Source organism: Novosphingobium sp. TH158, assembly GCF_002855555.1.
In the GTDB taxonomy this organism is placed as follows: domain Bacteria; phylum Pseudomonadota; class Alphaproteobacteria; order Sphingomonadales; family Sphingomonadaceae; genus Novosphingobium.
On record NZ_PKRT01000001.1, the window covers coordinates 654778 to 673046 of the forward strand.

Below are 18269 nucleotides of genomic sequence, written 5' to 3' on the forward strand. Positions count from 1 at the left end.
AGGCGAGACTAACCGCCTGATCAAGATCATCAAGATGGAAGTGGTGCCCCTGGCCCGACTCGAACGGGCACGTATTGCTACAAACGATTTTGAGTCGTTCGCGTCTACCATTCCGCCACAGGGGCACGGACCTTCGGCGCTCTAGTCCTACTTGAGCGCAGCCGCCAGAATTTTGTGCAGGCGGGAATGCAGCGCATCATTGCCGGCAAGAACCTGGGTATCGCAGATCGGCTGAGAGATGCCGCGGTAATCGGTAACGAAACCGCCAGCCTCGCGCACCAGCAGGCAACCGGCTGCGGTATCCCACGGCTTGAGGCCGCTTTCCCAGAAGCCATCATAACGGCCGGCGGCAACCCACGCGAGATCGAGCGAGGCAGCGCCGAAACGGCGGATCCCGGCAACCTGCGGCGCAAAGGCGCCGTAGATCTTCATCCATTCACCCGGATTGCCGGCACCGGCAAACGGAATGCCGGTGGCGATCAGGCTCTCGTCCAGGTGGCGGCGCGCCGAAACGCGCAGGCGCGCATCGTGCAGCCATGCCCCGCGGGACTTTTCCGCCCAGAAGCTCTGGTCGGTGATCGGCTGGTAGATCAGCGCTGCCGTGACATCGCCCCAACCCCGCCCGTCAAGCCGCGGCTCCTGTACGGCGATCGAGATCGCGAAGTGCGGAATGCCATGAAGGAAGTTGCTGGTGCCATCCAGCGGATCGACGATGAAGCGCGGCTTGTCGGCATCGCCTTCGACCGTTCCAGCTTCTTCGAACTCGAAGCCCCAGCCCGGCCGAGCTGCGCGCAGCTCGTCCCAGATGATGCGTTCGGCAGCCTGATCGGCCTTCGAGACGAAGTCCGCCGGGCCCTTACGGCTCACCTGCAGGTGCTCCACCTCGCCAAAGTCGCGGCGCAGGCGGTTGCCCGCCTTGCGGGCCGCTTTTTCCATTACGCGGATGAGGCCGGGTATTGCCATGACCGGATCAGTTCGCCTTGCCGACGTATTCGCGATCGTAAACGTTCACGACGATGCGCGTACCGCTTTCGATGTGCGGCGGCACCATCACGCGTACGCCGTTGTCGAGGATCGCGGGCTTGTAGCTGGAAGAAGCGGTCTGCCCCTTCACCACGGCGTCAGCCTCGACAATCGTGGCCTCGACCTGTTCGGGCAGCTGCACCGAGATCGGACGCTCGTCGTACATTTCGAGCAGGACGGTCATGCCGTCCTGGAGGAAGGCTGCGGCCTCGCCCAGCAGGTCCGCCGGCAGGTTGATCTGTTCGTAGGTTTCCACGTCCATGAACACCAGGTCATCGCCCTCGGCGTAGAGATACTGGAAGTCCTTGGTATCGAGGCGCACGCGCTCGACCGTGTCGGCGCTGCGGAAGCGGACGTTGGTCTTGCGGCCGTCGATGAGGTTCTTCATCTCGACCTGCATGAAGGCGCCGCCCTTGCCCGGCTGGGTGTGCTGCGTCTTGGCAACCTTCCAGATGCCCTTTTCGTATTCAAGGATGTTGCCGGGACGGATGTCCACGCCGCTGATCTTCGCCATGGGAGATGCCTTCAAGGATGAGAAAGAGCCCGATCTTCGGGCAAGGCCGCGCCCTTAGCCGCTGCGCGGCGAAACGGCAACACTTTCGCGCCGGTTTCGGAAGCTGGCCAACTTGTTCATCGGCTGCTAATCGCGCCGTGAACAAGGAATTACGCATGAAACGCGCGCTGGCAGCTCTTTCAATCGCCTTTGCCGGACCTGCCATGGCCGCCCCGGGCGGGCCCATCGGCATCCTCGTGCCGGGCACCTACGCTTGCGAACTGCCTGGCGATGCGACCGGCCCGGTCGGCATCCGCGCGCCGGAACATGATTTCACGATCACCAATGCATCGAGCTATTCCACGGCAAAGGGTGCGGGCACTTACCTGCTGACGGGCGACAAGGTCCAGATGACGTCGGGTCCGCAAAAGGGACTTTCCTATCGCCGGCAATCGGGCGGGTTCCTGCGCCGCCTGAATGCGGACGGCAGCGATTCGACGCTGCGTTGCATCCTGGGCGTGGCCAACAACCAGCGCTGAAAAGCCCCGCTCAGTCGTTAAGTGCGCGGCGCCTCGTCCGGGCATAAGCGCCGGCAAGCAGGGCCACCACGGCGGCTATCCCAATCCATTCCGCGATTGGCGCAAAACCCTCGCCAACGATGGCCAGCCTGGCCGGATCACCCACCGCGCCGACAGCCCCGGCGAAGGCCAGCCCGAACAGGCTGTCTCCAACGACAAGCCCCGTTGCCAGCAACACGCCGAGCCGCTCGGTGAACTCCGGTCGCGCCGTTCCGGCCGCCATGCGGTTCCAGAAATGGCCGATGACCGTGCCGATCACTGTCGGCAGAACCAGCGTAACCGGCAGGTAGATGCCCATTCCCACCGCCAGAGGCGGCAGCTTGCCCCGCCCGCTCGCGCGCAGAACTTCGTCGACGATCACCACGATCACCCCGATCCCGGCGCCTAGTGCGACAAGGTCCCATCGCAGCGTGCCACCCAGTACGCCCTGCGCGATTGCCGCAAAGAGCGAGGCTTGCGGGGCCGCCAGCGCGTTTGGCCCGGCACCGGGTGCGCCGGCAAAGCCGAAGCTGTTCGCCAGCAGTTGCAGCACCGGCGGCAGGACCAGCGATCCGGCGACCACGCCGATGATCAGTGCCGCCTGCTGTTTCCACGGCGTCGAGCCGACAAGCTGGCCGGTCTTGAGATCCTGCAGGTTGTCATTCGCCACGATGGCGATGCCGAATACGAAGGAGACGAGGAACAGCGCGAAAGCGATCAGCGGTGCCCTGTCACCCTCGACGCTGCCGAACATGGCCGCAATCAGGACCGACACGATCAGGACGGCAAGGATGCCGACACCGGAAACCGGGCTGTTCGACGTGCCGACCAGACCGGCCATGTACCCGGTCACCACTGCCGTAAACACGCCGACAACGATGATGAAGACCAGGGCGAGGAGCAGCACCGGCAGGATCGCATCGGCAAGCGGACCGCCCTGCACGAAGCGCCAGACAAGGTAGAGGATCGGCCCGAACATGGCCGCGCTGATGCCAAGCACCCAGCCACCGGGAAGGTCGCGCTCGGTCAATGCGATCGCCTCGCCTCCACGTCGGGCCCGCGCGGTTGCGGCAATGCCGCCAAGCCCGCGCAGCATCGCGCCCGATATGCGCACAAGCGCCCAGAGCGCCGCAACCGCCATGGCTCCCGCGCCGATCATGCGCACCTGCTCACCCAGCACGGTCGCGGCGACCTCTTCGGCTTCGCCGGGCACGCCCGCGCTCAGCCAGGGCAGCAGGATCAGCTTGCCGGTGACCAGTCCGGTGAGCATGGCAATACCGGTCGCCAGCCCGATCAGGTGGCCGATCGCAACAAGGCCCAGCGAGAGCGAGGCGCCCAGCGTGCCGTATCCTGCGCCCAGCTTGAACACCTTGCTGACCTCCCCCGCCGCAAGGCGCAGGGTGCTCAGCAGCCCGAAGCCGGCACCGGCAAGCGCGCCAAGGACGATCGTGCGCAGTCCCGCCCGGTTCTCGCCCGCACCCGCGGCATCGGCCATGCCGACGCGCAGGATCTCCGCCCCGGCAACCCCTTCCGGATAGGGCAGGTCCGAATCCACCACCAGTGCGCGGCGCATCGGAACTGACAGCATGACACCAAGGATGCCGCCGGTGGCGCAGACCAGCATCGTCTCCCAATAGGGGATCTCGCTCCACCAGCCGACGATGACGAAGCCGGGAAGGACGAAGACCATGGTTGCCACTGCCCCGGCTGCGCTGCCGATGGTCTGGACGATGTTGTTCTCGACAATCGTTGCGCCGCCAAGCGTTCGCAGCAGGGCCATAGAGACGACGGCAGCAGGGATCGCGGTGGAAAAGGTCAGCCCGACACGCAGCCCGAAATAGACGTTCGCAGCAGTGAACACGAAAGTCAGCGCCACGCCGAGCAGGACGCTCCGGACGGTCAGTTCACGCATATCGGCATCCCCTTATCCGCAGGACAGGGTGATGACACCGACCATGCCCGCTTTCAAGCGTCAGGCCACGAAGTCCACCCTTGTCCCCGGCCCAACCATCTGGGCCAGGCGGGCAGCGTCCCAGTTGGTCAGGCGAACGCAGCCGTGGCTCTCGGCCCTGCCAATGCTCCGCGGCTCGGGCGTGCCATGAATGCCGTAATGCGGCTTGGAGAGGTCGATCCAGACGATGCCGACCGGACTGTTCGGCCCCGGCGGCAGCATGGCCTTTTCATCGCCGGGGCTGGCATCCCAGAACAGGTCGGGATTGTAGTGGAACTTGGGGTTTCGGGCGATCCCGTTGACCTTCCACTGGCCCAGCGGCAGCGGATCATGGCGCGATCCGGTGGTCACAGTGAAGGCGGCAACGAGCTGCCCGCCGGCATCGAACGCCTTGAGTGTCCCCTTCGCCTTGCTGACGATCACCCGCTCGACGCGCGGCTGGGTTGAGCCAATGCCAAGCATGACCAGGCTCAGCAGCCAGCCGGCATCATCCACGGATGCCGGATCGACCCTGTCGTTGCCGATGTTCGGCACGCGGATCTGCTGGCCCGCCCTGAAATGCGCCGTGGCTTCTCCACTGGGGCTCTGCGAAGCCGCAGGCGCCGGCTTGGCGGAGGCGATAGCGGCCTCGGCCTCTGGCGACCCGGCCGGAAAGCCGCCCGGATTGAGGGTGACCAGCGTTTCGACCGAGGTGTGAAAGCGCTCGGCCAGCTTCTCGTCGAGCGAGGCATAGCCAAGGGCTGGCATCGCGGCCTGGTCCGCCGGATCGTCCGGCACTTCGGCAAAGGGACCGCGGGCGAAGTCTTCCGGGATGGTGACCACGCGGGTCGCGGGTATCACCTGCCATCGCCCCAGCACCTCCCAGGTCGCGGGATCGAAGGTGCCAGTCACCGGCAGTCCGTTTGCCTCCTGGAATCCGGCGAGGGCATTGCGGGTAGAGAGGCCTTCCTTGCCGTCGATCACGCCCGGAGAAAACCCCAGCCGGTCGAGGACGACCTGCGCCTGCATCAGCGGGCGCGCCTGGCTATCCGGGAAGGCATCCGGCGTGCCGTCCCGCGAGGCGAGCGGATCGACTGTCGGCGAGGCGCTCGCCCCGGTGCTGCTGCGGCTGGCGGGATCGGAATCGGGCTGGTTGCAGGCTGAAAGGAAAAGGACGACCGGCAGGACAAGGCGACGCATGGCAACTCCCACAAGGCGCGAAAGCGCCGCTGCGGAAGCGAGAACCGGCGATGCAGGGAATGGGTCCGCTCAGTTCGCCGCAAAGGCCTGCAAGAAGGCTTGCACCGCCACTGCCTCGTCACCCGACCAGACGGCACCGGAAACGGCGATGAAATCCGCGCCCGCAAACACGATCGGCCGGCAGTTTTCCGGCGTGATCCCGCCAATGGCAACACAAGGCAGTTCGAAAAGCTCCTGCCACCAGGTCAGGGTTTCGAGGTCGGCTCGGTGTTCCACCTGCTTGGTCGTCGTCGGATAGAAGGCGCCGAAGGCCACGTAATCGGCTCCGGCCTCGCCCGCTTCCATGGCCAGGTGGCGGCTGTTGTGGCAGGTAACGCCGATCTGCGCCTCGCGGCCAAGGCGTTCGCGCGCGTCGCGTACGTCCCCGTCGCCCTGCCCGAGATGGACGCCATCGGCCCCGATGCGCTTGGCAAGGCTGATCGAATCATTGACGATGAATGCCACATCGCGGTCCGCGCAGATGCGCTGAAGCGGATCCGCAAGGCGGGCGGCCTCATGCTCGTCAATGCCCTTGACCCGGAACTGGAAGGCAGCGACCGGCCCGGCATCAAGCGCACGGCCAAGGCGATCGGGAAACCCGCCCCCGACATCGAGTGGCGAGATCAGGTAAAGCTGGGTCGGTGCGCGATCGGTCTGGTCAGTCATCCGGGGCTCTATAGCCGTTTGGTCGCGTTCTGGAACAGTTCATCGGCAAGCGAGCACACTGCGGCAATGAAACGGCTGTTCCCCCTCGCCGCGATCAGCCTCGCACTCGCTGCTCCTGCGGCAGCCGGTCAGCGGTCGAGCCTCTACATCGCCATGCACAGGTCTGCGATAGTGGAAGGCCTGCGCATTATGCCGATCAAGGTGACTGCGGACAGCCGGTGCCCCATCAATGCACGTTGCATCTGGGCTGGCGAATTGCGCGCGAAGGTGAAGGTTTCGCAAAAGGGGCACCAGCGCACCCTCGAACTAGTCCAGGGCAAGCCGGCGGACCTTGGCTGGGCGACAGTCGAGCTGGTCGACGCCCTTCCCCAGCCCCGCGCCGGACGCAAGATCGCGCCGCCCTATCGCCTGAAATTCAGGGTAGAACGGCGCGACCGCATGATCCCGCAATCGAGGTGATCAGATCTTCTGGGTCGATCCCTTGTAGATGTCGTCGATTGCCGAGGCCAGGCTGGCATCGAATTCGGCATCGCTCATCTGGTGGCGCAGGTCTTCCAGCAGCGCGCGGCTGAAGCTGGCGATGATGCCGCGGTTCTTCGACAGTTCGACGCAAGCTTCGGGACGGTTGTAACCACCCGAAAGCGCAACGACACGCAGAACCTTGGGATGATCGACAAGCGCGTCGAAAGTGCCCGGGGTGACCGGCAGCGACAGCTTCAGCATGACCTGCTCGTTCATGCCTTCAAGGTTCTTGAGGATCTCCTCGAGCATGATCGCATCGCATTCAGCGCGGGTTTCGCTCTTGATGTTGATCTCGGGCTCCAGCATCGGCATCATTCCGTGGCTGAGAACCTGGCGTCCAACTTCGAACTGCTGGGCAACGATATCGGCAATGCCCGAAGCGTTGGCCGAATTGATCACCGAGCGCTCCTTGGTGCCGTAAACACCCAGGCCCTTCGCCTTGGTCAGCAGGGCATCAAGCTCGGGCATTGCCTTCATCATCTGAACGCCGCGATCCTCGTTCTCGAGGCCCTTGTCGATCTTGATGAAAGGCACCACGCCCTTGGCAATCAGCGCGGCGGGGGTCGGCACGCCATCGACCGAGCCGTCCATGGTGCGCTCGAACAGGATTGCACCGATCACCTTGTCGCCGGTGAAAGCGGCCGAACGGATGATACGGCTGCGCATTTCGTGGATCAGGCCGAACATTTCCTCTTCGGTGTTCCACGCGCCTTCCTCGATGCCATAGCCCTTGAGCGCCTTCGGGGTCGATCCGCCCGACTGGTCCAGCGCGGCAATGAAGCCGTTGCCGGCGGCCATCTTGGCGGTCATATCTGCGGTGTTCATGTTCGCTCCTTGATCGGTTCCATAGCTGCAATAATGAAAAGGCCCGGTAGGCTGTTAGCGCTACCAGGCCTTTGGCTCAGTCCTTGTGGAGTGCTGCCACTCCCGGCAATTCCTTGCCTTCCATCCATTCGAGGAAGGCACCTCCCGCGGTTGATATGTAACTGAAGTCGTCGGCCGCTCCCGCATGGTTGAGCGCGGCAACGGTATCGCCGCCGCCGGCAACGGAAACGAGGCTGCCTTCAGCCGTCAGGGCTGCGGCAACCTTTGCCAGCGACACGGTCGCATGATCGAAAGGCTCGGTCTCGAATGCGCCGAGCGGGCCGTTCCACACCAGCGTGCGGCAGGTCTTCAGCACGTCGGCGAGGGCCTCAACCGCCTGCGGCCCGACGTCGAGGATCATTTCGTCCGCGGCCACTTCATGCACGGCGCAGGTGCGCAGGCTAGCCGGGTTGGCAGCGAATTCCTTGGCTACGACCACGTCATAAGGCAGGTGCACTGTGCAGCCCGACTTGTCGGCCGTTTCGAGAATTTCGACGGCGGTGGGCTTGAGATCGTGCTCGCACAGCGACTTGCCGACATCGACATCGCTGGCCGCCAGGAAGGTATTGGCCATGCCGCCGCCGATGATCAGGTGATCGACCTGCGTGACGAGGTGCTTAAGCACGTCAAGCTTCGAGGAGACCTTGGCTCCCCCGACAACGGCTGCAACCGGGCGCTGCGGATTGCCAAGCGCCTTTTCCAGCGCCTCAAGCTCTGCCTGCATCGAACGGCCGGCATAGGCCGGCAGCACGTGGGCAAGGCCCTCGGTCGTCGCGTGGGCGCGGTGCGCCGCCGAAAAGGCGTCGTTGACGTAGAAGTCGCCATTCTCGGCTATGGCCCTGGCGAGTTCGGGATCGTTCTTTTCCTCGCCCTTCCAGAACCGCGTGTTCTCGAGAATGGCGACATCGCCCGGCCGCAGGATGCCGACGCTCTGCGCGACAACCGGCCCGGCGATCTCCGGAACGAACATCACTTCCTTGCCGATCACAGACTGGACCGCATCGACCACCATGGAGAGCGACTGGGTCGATACCCGCTCACCCTTGGGGCGGCCGAAGTGGGCCAGCAGCAGGACCTTCGCACCCTTGGCACAAAGATCCAGGATCGTCGGGGCCGAAGCCCGCACGCGCGTATCGTCGGTTACCGCCCCGTCCTGCATCGGCAGGTTGAGGTCGACACGAACCAGGGCGACCTTGCCATTGACGTCGCCAAGATCATCGAGCGTGCGGAACTTCGCCATCGTTTGCGTCCTTACAGCAGCTTGCCCATCGCACCGGCCGTATCGACCATGCGGTTCGAGAAGCCCCATTCGTTGTCGTACCACGAAAGGACGCGCACCAGCTTGCCGTCGATCACAGCCGTTTCGAGGCTGTCGATGGTCGAGCTGTTCGGGCAGTGGTTGTAGTCGATCGAAACCAGCGGCTCGTCCGAATAGCCGAGCACGCCCTTGAGCGGACCCTCGGCAGCGGCCTTGAGCAGCGCGTTGACTTCTTCCTTCGTCGTGTCGCGCTTCGGCTGGAAGGTCAGGTCGACGACCGAAACGTTCGGGGTCGGCACGCGGATGGCCGAACCATCCAGCTTGCCCTTCAGTTCGGGCAGCACTTCACCCACGGCGCGGGCGGCGCCGGTGGTGGTCGGGATCATCGACATGGCCGCAGCACGGGCGCGGCGCGGATCTTCGTGGATCTGGTCGAGGATCTTCTGGTCATTGGTATAGGCGTGGACCGTGGTCATCAGGCCGCGCTCGATACCGATCGCGTCGTTCAGCACCTTGGCGAAGGGCGCAAGGCAGTTGGTGGTGCACGAAGCGTTCGACACGATGATGTGGCCGGCTTCCAGCTTGTCATGGTTGACGCCGTAAACGACGGTCAGGTCCACGTTCTTGCCCGGAGCCGAGATCAGCACCTTCTTGGCACCGGCGGCCAGGTGCTTTTCGCACGAAGCGCGATCGGTGAAGAAGCCCGTGCATTCCAGCGCGATGTCAACGCCATTGGCGGCATGCGGCAGGTTGGCGGGGTCACGCTCGGCAGTGACGTGGATGCGCTTGCCGTTGATGATCAGGTCATTGCCATCGACTTCCACCGTACCAGAGAAAGCGCCGTGAACGCTGTCGCGCTGGAACAGCATGGCATTGGCCTGGGCCGAAGCCAGATCGTTGATCGAAACCAGCTCGAGGTCATGGTCATTCCGCTCGAGAATGGCGCGGGCGACATTGCGCCCGATACGTCCGAAACCGTTGATCGCAACCTTGATCGCCATGTGATGAACTCCTGCTTGTGTCAGCCCAGACGGGCCTTGATCTGCGGAACAATGGCCTCTGCCGTGAGGCCGAAATAGGAATAGAGCTGGTCAGCCGGGGCCGAAGCGCCGAACCGGTCGATACCGAAGCGCAGGCCGTCGATGCCGGTGTAGCGCTCCCAACCGGTGGTGACGCCAGCTTCGATGGAAACCTTGAGGACGTCTGCGGGCAGCAGGTCTGCACGATAGCCAAGGTCCTGAGCGTCGAACAGCTCGGTGCACGGCATCGAGACAACGTCCGCGCCAATGCCGGCCGCTTCGAGTTCTGCGGCACAGGCAACGGCGATTTCCACTTCGGAGCCGGTTGCCACCAGCACGACCTTGCGTTCGGCCTGAGCCGCGCGCAGGCGGTATGCACCCTTGGCGCAGCGGTTTGCCGCGCCGGTCCAGCCGGCATCGCCTTCACCGCGCAGCTGCGGCAGGTTCTGGCGCGACAGTGCGAGGACCGAAGGCGTACCTTCCGCTTCAAGCGCCGCGGCCCAGCACTCGGCCGTTTCGATCACGTCTGCCGGACGGAATAGCAGAAGGTTCGGGATCAGGCGCATCGACATGATGTGCTCAACCGGCTGGTGGGTCGGGCCATCTTCGCCAAGGCCGATCGAATCGTGCGTCAGGACATAGACGACCTGCGCCCGCTGGATGGCCGACATGCGGATCGCGTTGCGGCAATAGTCCGAGAAGACAAGGAACGTGCCGCCATAGGGCACCACGCCGCCATGCAGCGCCATGCCGTTCATCGCGGCGGCCATGCCGAATTCGCGGATGCCGTAATGCACGTGGCGGCCGGCATAATCGTCGGCGCTGAAAGTGGTCGTCGCCTTGGTCTTGGTCAGGTTCGAACCGGTAAGGTCGGCCGAACCGCCGATCAGGTGCGGGATCCGCTCGGTCAGCGGGCCAAGCGCCATTTCCGAAGCCTTGCGCGTTGCCACCTTCTGCGGGGCGGCGACGAGGCCGGCGATATAGTCTTCCAGCGCCGGAGCGGCGAGACGGGCCGCGCCGGCAAGGCTGCTTTCGAAATCGGCGCGGGCCGGAGCCTGCGCCAGGCGCGCTTCCCATTCAGCGCGCGCCGCAGCGCCCTTGGCGCCAATCGCGCGCCAGTCAGCCAGGATATCGGCGGGCACTTCGAAGGGAGCAGAGGTCCAGCCCAGGTTTTCGCGGGTCGCGGCGATCTCGTCGGCGCCAAGCGGTGCACCGTGGATCGAATGGCCGCCCTGCTTGTTCGGAGCGCCCTTGCCGATGACCGTCTTGCAGGCGACCAGCGACGGGCGCGGATCGGCCTGCGCTTCGGCCAGCGCACGGGCGATATCGGCAAAGTCATGCCCGTCGCAGCGCGTCACATGCCAGCCGGTCGCTGAATAGCGGGCCAGGATGTCTTCGCTGGTCGAGAGCGAGGTATCACCGTCAATGGTGATGTTGTTATCGTCCCACAGGACATTCAGGTGACCAAGCTTGAGCACACCGGCAAGGCCGATGGCTTCATGATTGACGCCTTCCATCAGGCAGCCGTCACCGGCGATGACCCAGGTCCTGTGATCCACGAGGTCGTTGCCGAAGCGGGCATTCAGGTGGCGTTCGGCCATCGCCATGCCAACCGCCATGGCAAGTCCCTGGCCCAGCGGACCGGTGGTGCATTCGACCCCGGCCAGCTCGAAATTCTCGGGATGTCCGGCGCAGGGGCTGTGAAGCTGGCGGAAATTGCGGATGTCATCCATCGTCGGCGCGGCATAGCCGGACAGGTGGAGCAGCGCGTAGATGAGCATTGAACCATGCCCGGCCGACAGCACGAAGCGATCGCGGTCCGCCCATTCTGGTGCGGAAGGATCGAACTTCAGGAACTGGGAATAGAGCACCGTCGCGACATCGGCCATGCCCATGGGCATGCCGGGATGGCCGCTGTTTGCCGCCTGGACAGCGTCCATCGAGAGGGCACGGATGGCATTGGCCATGGGGCCCAGGCGAGATGGATCAAAAGTCATGTGCAGGCCTCCAGAGCGGATGCAAAGCCAGGGGCGATTCGGGATGCGGCCTCTTTGCTGCAACGCCGCGAATCGTCAAGTTAAGCGGCCCATTAAATCGCAAATCGTTACCGCGCTTCCTGTTCGGCGTTTTTTGGTCTAGCCATGGCCCTCATGACGGGGGATCGTATCCATCAGGCCCTGGCCCGGATAGAGGCTGCCGCCGCCCGGATAGAGGCGGCCGCGGCAAGGCGTGGCAATTCCGACGGCGATCTCGCTGAACGGCACGAAGCCCTGCGCGGTGTCGTCGCCCAATCGCTGCGCGAACTGAATTCGCTGATCGGGAGCGCCCGGCAATGAGCAACATCGACCTGTCGATCGGTGGCCGCAGCTTCAAGGTGGCCTGTGCTGCCGGTGAAGAGGAGCACGTTGCCAGCCTTGGCCGCATGATCGACGCCAAGGTTGCCTCGGTCCCAGGTGCCGCCGGGCAGAGCGAGGCGCGCATGCTCCTGTTTGCTTCGCTGATGCTGGCGGACGAAGTGCACGAGGCACAGAATCGCAGCGGCTCCGTTCCGGCACCGCAGGCCCCGGTTGCAGACCCCGCACTGGCGGAAAGGCTCGAGGCGCTGGCCGCAACGCTCGAAAAATGCGCCACCGCCCTTGAGGCCTGAGCGCCCTGCGCCTAAATAGGCGGCGACGGGTACTGCCCGGTACGAACCGACAGAATATCCCTGAGGCTATAAGCAATCCATGGGGGCTGTCCCTGCCCGGACCCTGGTCCGACGCATATGGTCCCCACCTGACGTTCGAGGCGTCAGAGGATTTCCCGGCAACGGCCCATGGTGGTCCCGTCACCCTCCCGCAGGAGCCGCAATTGCTCGACAAGAAGACCCTGCGTGCAAGGCTGAAGCAGGAACGCCGTGAATTCGTCGCCGCGATCCCTGACTGGCAGCGCGGCCTGCTTTTCCGGCGACCGCCCTCTCCCCTTGTTGAGATGATACCCGATGGGGCCGTCATCTCGGTCTACTACGAACAGCCTGCGGAGGCACCGGCGAGCCACTATGCACGCTGGTTCTTCGAGCGGGGCCACCGTATCGCCCTTCCCTGGTTTGCCGATCGTGCTTCGCCCATGCAGTTCCGCGAATGGACAAACCCGTTCGAGGATGGCCTTCGGCTGGAAGCCGACCCATTCGACAAGGGCGGATTGAACTCGCTCCAACCGCGGGCAGATGCGGCCATGCTGGTCCCAGATGTGATGTTCTGCCCGCTCGTCGGTTTTTCGGCGGAAGGCGGCCGAATCGGCATGGGCGGCGGCCATTACGACCGCTGGCTTGGCGCAGACCGCCCCGCCCTTGCGATCGGGCTCGGCTGGGACTGCCAGCTTGTCGAGGAACTCCCGCTTGAACCGCACGACGCGCCGCTCGATGCGGTGGTCACTCCGACCCGTCTGTACTGGAAAGAATCCTGATGCGCACTGAACCCACCTGGCGAATCCCTGTCGGCGTGATCGGCCTGCTGCTGGCGCTTGCCGTCTATGCCTTGGTCATCGCGCGCTATGTGCCGGAACTGATAGGTGGCTGGCCCGCCCTCGCGCAAACACCGATCTATATCGTGCTGGGCATTGCCTGGCTGCTGCCGCTCAGGCGCTTCCTGATCTGGATGGAAACCGGCCGCTGGCGCGGCTGACAGGTTCAAACGACAATTTCAGGAAAATCCCCAAGTGGCGCGAGTGACGGGGCTCGAACCCGCGACCTTCGGCGTGACAGGCCGACACTCTAACCAACTGAGCTACACCCGCGCAGCCACTTGGGAGCCGCGCCACTAGGGCAGGCCACCGGGCCTGTCAACAGCTTTGCAGCCCATTCGAGCGGAAAGATTGTCGGGCAGTTATCCCTTAGCGTCGTTAACCATTTTTTGGGGCGGATTTGCGACAAGTCTGAGCGCAAGCGGGGGCTGATCTCAGATGAATTCGCGCAACTTCACCAAGGCATTTTCGCTGGTTTTCGCGCTGGCATTCGGCAGCGAATCCTTGGCTGCAAGCATATCGCTCGACAGCAGCGTGTTCGTGGAACGCAGCAAGGCGCAATCGCGCGTGCTCGAACCGGCGAGCGAACTGTCCCGTGGCGACCGTGTGGTTACTGTCCTGACATGGAAGCGGCAGGCACCCGGAGGGCAGTTCGTCGTTTCGAACCCCCTGCCCCGCAGCCTCTACTACCAGGGCAGCGCCAGCGATTCGGAAGAAGTATCCATCGATGGTGGCCGAAACTGGGGGAAGCTGGGCAGCCTGCGCCTGGGCGAGCGGCTGGCAACCGCCGAAGATGTGACGCACGTGCGCTGGAAGATCGAATCGCCGCGCACCAGCGGGCGGATCGCCTACAGCGCCATCGTCCGCTGAATCAGCACTCGTCGTATTTCCAGTAAAGCTTCTTGCCCTCGGCAAGCTCGGCAACCGCCTGCGCAATTCGCTTGTCGCGCGTTTCCGGCCGCTTGGCCTCTGTGATCCACTCGATATAGTCGCGGCGATGCGAAGGCGCGAAGCCCGCAAGGGCCGCCTCCGCGGCAGGACAGGCTGCGAGGGCCCGGGCAAAGTCCTCGGGCATCGGAAGCTCAGGCCTGGGTGCACGCTTAGGCCTTGGTGCAGCGTCCCCCGCGCGAATCGATTCCGCCTTCGCCTGCAGCAAAGCCACAAGCGAATCGTCGCTCGGCATCCCCTCCCGACAGGTGATCCTGCCGAAGTTTCCCATGCCATCGCCCATCATCCCGCGGCGCTCGCCCGATCCTTCGACGATCAGCGAAGCGTGGGCCTTGTGCGCGGCCATGCCGGCAAGGATCTTTCCCTCAAGCGTGAAATGCGGCACGCCCCACTTGATCGTCTCCGACGCATCGGGAACGGTCGCACCGACCAGCGCACGAAAGTGATTGAGGATCGGGACCGCAAAGCCTGCCGACTTGTCGATATAGGCATCGACGCGCGGATCGCCCTGCATTGCCCTTCTCCTAATTCGCCAGCAGCAGCACCGGCGTTTCGATCAGCTTCTTGATCGCCTGGACAAAACTCGCCGCATCCCACCCATCGACCACGCGATGGTCGCACGAGATCGAGATGTTCATGATCTTGCGCTTCTCGATGCGTTCACCGCCCATGCCGTCAGGTACGAACATCGGCCGTTCGACAATGCGGTTGGGACCGAGGATCGCGACTTCGGGCCGGTTGATGACGGGGGTGTGCGCCACCCCGCCCAGGGGACCAAGCGAGGTTATCGTCAGGGTAGAGCCGGAGAGTTCCTCGCTCTTGGCCGTGCCGGTGCGCGCCGCTTCGGCAAGGCGGACGATCTCCTGCGCCAGTTGCCACAAGTTGCGGTCCTGCGCGTTGCGGATCACCGGCACCATCAGGCCGGACGGCGTCTGTGCTGCCATGCCGAGGTGGACGGCAGCGTAACGCGTCACGACACCGGCTTCGTCATCGAAGCGCGCATTGATCATCGGGAAATCGGGCAGAGCCTTGCACACGGCCGTTATCAGCAGCGGCAGCATGGTCAGCTTGGGCTTGTCGCCGCGATTGGCGTTCAACTGCCCGCGCATTTCCTCAAGCGCGGTAACGTCGCATTCTTCTACATAGGAAAAGTGCGGAATGTTGCGCTTGGATGCTGCCATGTTGTCGGCAATCCGGCGGCGCAGGCCGATGACGCGAACCTCCTGGTCCTGCCCATGCAGGCCCGGGGCGCGGTAACCGCCCGGTCCGCTGTAGGCGAGGAACGCGTCCAGATCGGCATGACGGACGCGATTGCCTTCCGCCGGACGGACATCTGCCAGGTCAATGCCCAGTTCGGCAGCGCGTGCCCGCACGGCCGGGCTCGCCAGTGCGCGCGAATGGCCCCTCGCTGCCGGCGCGCGGGCTGGTGCTGGCGCGGCTGGCGGGTGCGGAGGAGGCGTCGGCGTTGGCGTGGGCGCGGCTGCGGCGACCTCGGGCTTCACTTCCGGCTCGGGCGCAGGGGCCGGAGCGGGCGGCTCGGGCGTTTCCACCGCAATGCGCTCGGCAGCGGCGGGGGTTGCGGGCACTTCCTCGGCCTGCCCCTCGCCCTCGACTTCGAGCACGACCAGCGGCGCACCGATGGCGACGATATCGCCGACGTCACCGGCCACCTCGACCACGGTGCCGGCAACGGGGCTTTCCATCTCGACCGTCGCCTTGTCGGTCATCATGTCGGCAAGGCGGCCGTCTTCCTCGACCCGGTCACCGACCTTGACGTGCCAGGCGACAATCTCTGCCTCGGCTATGCCCTCGCCAATATCCGGCAGGCGGAACGTGTACTTGCCCATCAGTCAGCCCCTAGAAGACGGTCGATCGCTTCGCCGATCCGCACCGGTCCGGGGAAGTATGCCCACTCCAGGCTGTGCGGATAGGGGGTATCGAACCCGGTCACGCGCTCGATCGGCGCTTCGAGATGATAGAAGCAGCGTTCCTGGACGAGCGCGACCAGTTCCGCCCCGAAACCGGAAGTGCGGGTGGCTTCATGCACCACCATCACTCTGCCGGTTTTTTCCACAGACTTCTCAACAGTCTCTATGTCGATTGGCACAAGCGTTCTGAGGTCGATGATCTCGGCGTCAACGCCCTTATCCGCACAAACCGCAGCGGCAACGTGGACCATCGTGCCATAGGCCAGCACGGTCATCGCTTCCCCTTCCCGCACGACGCGAGCCTTGCCGAGCGGTATCGAGTAATAGCCCTCGGGCACTGCGCTGTCGGGATGCTGGCTCCAGGGCTTTGCCGGCTTGTCGTAATAGCCGTCGAAGGGGCCGTTGTAGATTCGCTTGGGCTCGAAGAAGATCACGGGATCATTGTCTTCGATCGCGGCGATGAGCAGGCCCTTTGCATCGTGCGGCGTGCTCGGGATCACCACTTTCAGGCCGGCGACGTGGGTGAACAGCGCTTCCGGGCTCTGGCTGTGCGTCTGGCCGCCGAAGATGCCGCCGCCAAAGGGCGAGCGCACGGTGATCGGGGCGATGAATTCGTTTGCCGAACGGTAACGCAACCGCGCCGCCTCTGACACCAGCTGGTCGTAACCGGGATAGATGTAATCGGCGAACTGGATTTCCGGCACGGGCCGCAAACCGTATGCCGCCATGCCGACAGCGGCGCCGATGATGCCGCATTCGTTGATCGGCGTATCGAACACGCGGTTCTTGCCGTATTTCTTCTGCAGGCCGGCGGTGGCGCGAAACACGCCGCCGAAATAGCCGACATCCTCTCCCATGATCACCACATCGGGATCGCGGCCCATCATGATGTCGAGGGCGTCGTTGATCGCCTCGATCATGTTCATCCGCCGCGAAGGCGCATTGGCGAGCGAAAGCGGGGCTTCCTCCAGCGTCACTGCTCATACTCCTTCCAGGTGGGCCACTTGATCCGGCGCTCGCGGATGGCCTGTTCGGCCTGCTCCTCGAGGTGCCAGGGCAATTCCTCGTAAACGTCCTCGAACATGGTGTGGAACGGGTGATGCAGGCCGTGGCCGAGCACGCCGTTCTTCTCAGCCTCCTTGGTCGCCGCCTTGACCTGTTCCGCCAGTTCGCGGTCCATCGTCTCGTGCTGCTCTTCCGACCATTCGCCGATGGCGATCAGGTGCTTTTTGAGGCGGGTGATCGGATCGCCAAGCGGCCAGGCCTCGGCCTCGCGGGCGGATCGGTACTGGCTGGGATCGTCAGAGGTGGAATGGCCCTCGGCACGATAGGTGAAATGCTCGATCAGCGTCGGGCCATGGTTGGAACGCGCCCGGTTCGCCGCCCATTGCATCGCGGCATAGACCGCCAGCGCATCGTTTCCGTCGACCCGCAGGCCCGCCATGCCATAGCCGATTGCCCGCGCGGCAAAGGTGGTGCGCTCTGCCCCGGCAAAGCCGGAAAAGCTGGATATCGCCCACTGGTTGTTGACGATATTGAGCACCACGGGAGCGTTGTAGACCGTCGCGAAGGTCATCGCCGCGTGGAAATCGCCCTCGGCGCTCGATCCGTCACCGATGAAGCTGGTGGCAATCCGACTGTCGCCCTTGCTGGCGCTGGCGAGCGCCCAGCCCACCGCCTGCGGGAACTGCGTGGCGAGATTGCCGGAGATGGTGAAGAACGAATAGTCGCGGGCCGAATACATGATCGGCAGCTGCCGGCCTTTCAGGTGATCGGCGCGGTTGGAATAGATCTGGTTGATCATCTCCACCATCGGGTATCCCCGGGCAAGCAGGATGCCCTGCTGGCGGTATGACGGGAACACCATGTCATCCGAAGCAAGCGCAAAGGCCGAGGCAACGCTCGTCGCCTCTTCGCCGGTGCACTTCATGTAGAAGCTGGTCTTGCCCTGCCGCTGCCCGCGATACATCCGGTCATCGAACGCGCGGGTCAGGGCCATGACGCGCAGCATCTCCCGCAGGGTCTCGCCATCGAGGCGGGGATTCCAGGGGCCGGTCGCCTGATGCTCGTCATCAAGCACGCGGACCAGGTCGTAGCACAGCGGACTGGTATCGACGGCAGCGCAGCTTTCGTCGGGGCGCGGCTGCGCGCCTGCCGGGGGAACTTGCACGTGCACGAAATCGACGGGATCGCCCGGCCTGAACTTGGGCTCGGGAACGTAGAATTCGAGCGGCGGCCGGTTTCCGCCTCGCGCCAGACTTTTCCTGCCTTTCGCCATGGTCCCAGCTCTCCCGCCGCCCCTTGTGCGGCGCAGCAAAGTT

20 protein-coding genes and 2 tRNA genes are annotated in these 18269 nt (G+C 64.4%); 7 read left to right on the forward strand and 15 right to left on the reverse strand.

Going from position 1 to position 18269, the window contains the following annotated elements:
• Positions 1 to 41: 41 nt before the first annotated feature.
• The 3 genes from C0V78_RS03320 to efp form a co-directional block, all read right to left on the reverse strand.
• Positions 42 to 125, reverse strand: a tRNA-Leu gene (locus C0V78_RS03320).
• Positions 126 to 147: 22 nt separating this feature from the next.
• The gene (locus tag C0V78_RS03325) at positions 148 to 963 is read right to left on the reverse strand and encodes an inositol monophosphatase family protein (protein ID WP_101796424.1); all 816 of its coding nucleotides are present in this window, start codon (positions 961 to 963) and stop codon (positions 148 to 150) included.
• A gap of 7 nt (positions 964 to 970) precedes the next feature.
• A complete protein-coding gene (efp, locus tag C0V78_RS03330; RefSeq protein ID WP_101796425.1) occupies positions 971 to 1537 on the reverse strand; it encodes an elongation factor P in 567 nt (188 codons plus the stop codon).
• Positions 1538 to 1692: 155 nt separating this feature from the next.
• Between efp and C0V78_RS03335 the strand changes: the two genes are divergently transcribed.
• Positions 1693 to 2055 (forward strand): hypothetical protein, encoded by a 363-nt coding sequence (locus tag C0V78_RS03335; RefSeq protein ID WP_101796426.1) that lies wholly within the window; start codon positions 1693 to 1695, stop codon positions 2053 to 2055.
• A 10-nt stretch (positions 2056 to 2065) separates the two neighbouring features.
• Here the strand turns inward: C0V78_RS03335 and C0V78_RS03340 are convergent, their stop codons facing one another.
• The 3 genes from C0V78_RS03340 to thiE form a co-directional block, all read right to left on the reverse strand.
• On the reverse strand, positions 2066 to 3985 hold the full coding sequence (locus C0V78_RS03340; RefSeq protein ID WP_101796427.1) for an OPT family oligopeptide transporter: 1920 nt from the start codon (positions 3983 to 3985) through the stop codon (positions 2066 to 2068).
• Between the two features lie 60 nt (positions 3986 to 4045).
• The gene (locus C0V78_RS03345) at positions 4046 to 5203 is read right to left on the reverse strand and encodes a L,D-transpeptidase family protein (RefSeq protein ID WP_101796428.1); all 1158 of its coding nucleotides are present in this window, start codon (positions 5201 to 5203) and stop codon (positions 4046 to 4048) included.
• Between the two features lie 69 nt (positions 5204 to 5272).
• Positions 5273 to 5908, reverse strand: a complete 636-nt coding sequence (gene thiE / locus C0V78_RS03350; RefSeq protein WP_101796429.1) for a thiamine phosphate synthase — start codon at positions 5906 to 5908, stop codon at positions 5273 to 5275.
• Positions 5909 to 5974: 66 nt separating this feature from the next.
• Here thiE and C0V78_RS03355 point away from each other — a divergent pair, with 66 nt between their 5' ends.
• Positions 5975 to 6367 (forward strand): hypothetical protein, encoded by a 393-nt coding sequence (locus tag C0V78_RS03355; protein WP_144039827.1) that lies wholly within the window; start codon positions 5975 to 5977, stop codon positions 6365 to 6367.
• Here the strand turns inward: C0V78_RS03355 and C0V78_RS03360 are convergent, their stop codons facing one another.
• From C0V78_RS03360 to tkt, 4 genes are all read right to left on the reverse strand, one after another.
• Complete coding sequence (locus C0V78_RS03360; RefSeq protein WP_101796431.1) at positions 6368 to 7255, reverse strand: fructose bisphosphate aldolase; 888 nt, start codon at positions 7253 to 7255, stop codon at positions 6368 to 6370.
• A 76-nt stretch (positions 7256 to 7331) separates the two neighbouring features.
• Positions 7332 to 8534 carry a phosphoglycerate kinase gene (gene pgk / locus C0V78_RS03365; RefSeq protein ID WP_101796432.1) on the reverse strand — a complete coding sequence of 401 codons (1203 nt, stop codon included), beginning with the start codon at positions 8532 to 8534 and terminating at the stop codon, positions 7332 to 7334.
• Between the two features lie 11 nt (positions 8535 to 8545).
• Positions 8546 to 9553, reverse strand: a complete 1008-nt coding sequence (gene gap, locus C0V78_RS03370; protein WP_101796433.1) for a type I glyceraldehyde-3-phosphate dehydrogenase — start codon at positions 9551 to 9553, stop codon at positions 8546 to 8548.
• Between the two features lie 20 nt (positions 9554 to 9573).
• Positions 9574 to 11568, reverse strand: a complete 1995-nt coding sequence (gene tkt, locus C0V78_RS03375) for a transketolase (protein WP_101796434.1) — start codon at positions 11566 to 11568, stop codon at positions 9574 to 9576.
• Between the two features lie 153 nt (positions 11569 to 11721).
• On the opposite strand from tkt, the gene C0V78_RS14720 reads away from it, so the two are divergent.
• The 4 genes from C0V78_RS14720 to C0V78_RS03390 all read left to right on the forward strand — a co-directional run bounded on the left by C0V78_RS14720 (position 11722) and on the right by C0V78_RS03390 (position 13233).
• A complete protein-coding gene (locus tag C0V78_RS14720; RefSeq protein WP_144039828.1) occupies positions 11722 to 11907 on the forward strand; it encodes a hypothetical protein in 186 nt (61 codons plus the stop codon).
• Positions 11904 to 12218, forward strand: a complete 315-nt coding sequence (locus tag C0V78_RS03380; protein ID WP_101796435.1) for a cell division protein ZapA — start codon at positions 11904 to 11906, stop codon at positions 12216 to 12218. The genes C0V78_RS14720 and C0V78_RS03380 overlap by 4 nt, the downstream gene beginning before the upstream one ends.
• 203 nt (positions 12219 to 12421) lie before the next feature.
• Positions 12422 to 13015, forward strand: coding sequence for a 5-formyltetrahydrofolate cyclo-ligase (locus C0V78_RS03385; protein WP_254049802.1), 594 nt, complete (start codon positions 12422 to 12424; stop codon positions 13013 to 13015).
• A complete protein-coding gene (locus C0V78_RS03390) occupies positions 13015 to 13233 on the forward strand; it encodes a DUF2842 domain-containing protein (RefSeq protein WP_101796436.1) in 219 nt (72 codons plus the stop codon). Before C0V78_RS03385 ends, C0V78_RS03390 begins: the two co-directional genes overlap by 1 nt.
• Positions 13234 to 13268: 35 nt before the next feature.
• Here the strand turns inward: C0V78_RS03390 and C0V78_RS03395 are convergent.
• Positions 13269 to 13345, reverse strand: a tRNA-Asp gene (locus C0V78_RS03395).
• Between the two features lie 165 nt (positions 13346 to 13510).
• Here C0V78_RS03395 and C0V78_RS03400 point away from each other — a divergent pair.
• Positions 13511 to 13942 (forward strand): hypothetical protein, encoded by a 432-nt coding sequence (locus tag C0V78_RS03400; RefSeq protein WP_254049803.1) that lies wholly within the window; start codon positions 13511 to 13513, stop codon positions 13940 to 13942.
• Position 13943: 1 nt separating this feature from the next.
• Here C0V78_RS03400 and C0V78_RS03405 read toward each other — a convergent pair whose 3' ends face one another.
• The 4 genes from C0V78_RS03405 to C0V78_RS03420 are packed head-to-tail and all read right to left on the reverse strand — an operon-like array spanning position 13944 to position 18226.
• A complete protein-coding gene (locus tag C0V78_RS03405) occupies positions 13944 to 14534 on the reverse strand; it encodes a YdeI/OmpD-associated family protein (RefSeq protein ID WP_101796437.1) in 591 nt (196 codons plus the stop codon).
• Positions 14535 to 14544: 10 nt separating this feature from the next.
• Positions 14545 to 15867: a dihydrolipoamide acetyltransferase family protein gene (locus C0V78_RS03410; protein ID WP_101796438.1), complete on the reverse strand. Its 1323-nt coding sequence runs from the start codon at positions 15865 to 15867 to the stop codon at positions 14545 to 14547.
• Positions 15867 to 16874 carry an alpha-ketoacid dehydrogenase subunit beta gene (locus C0V78_RS03415; protein ID WP_101798172.1) on the reverse strand — a complete coding sequence of 336 codons (1008 nt, stop codon included), beginning with the start codon at positions 16872 to 16874 and terminating at the stop codon, positions 15867 to 15869. The genes C0V78_RS03410 and C0V78_RS03415 overlap by 1 nt, the downstream gene beginning before the upstream one ends.
• A gap of 47 nt (positions 16875 to 16921) precedes the next feature.
• A complete protein-coding gene (locus C0V78_RS03420; protein ID WP_101796439.1) occupies positions 16922 to 18226 on the reverse strand; it encodes a 3-methyl-2-oxobutanoate dehydrogenase (2-methylpropanoyl-transferring) subunit alpha in 1305 nt (434 codons plus the stop codon).
• Between the last annotated feature and the right edge of the window lie 43 nt (positions 18227 to 18269).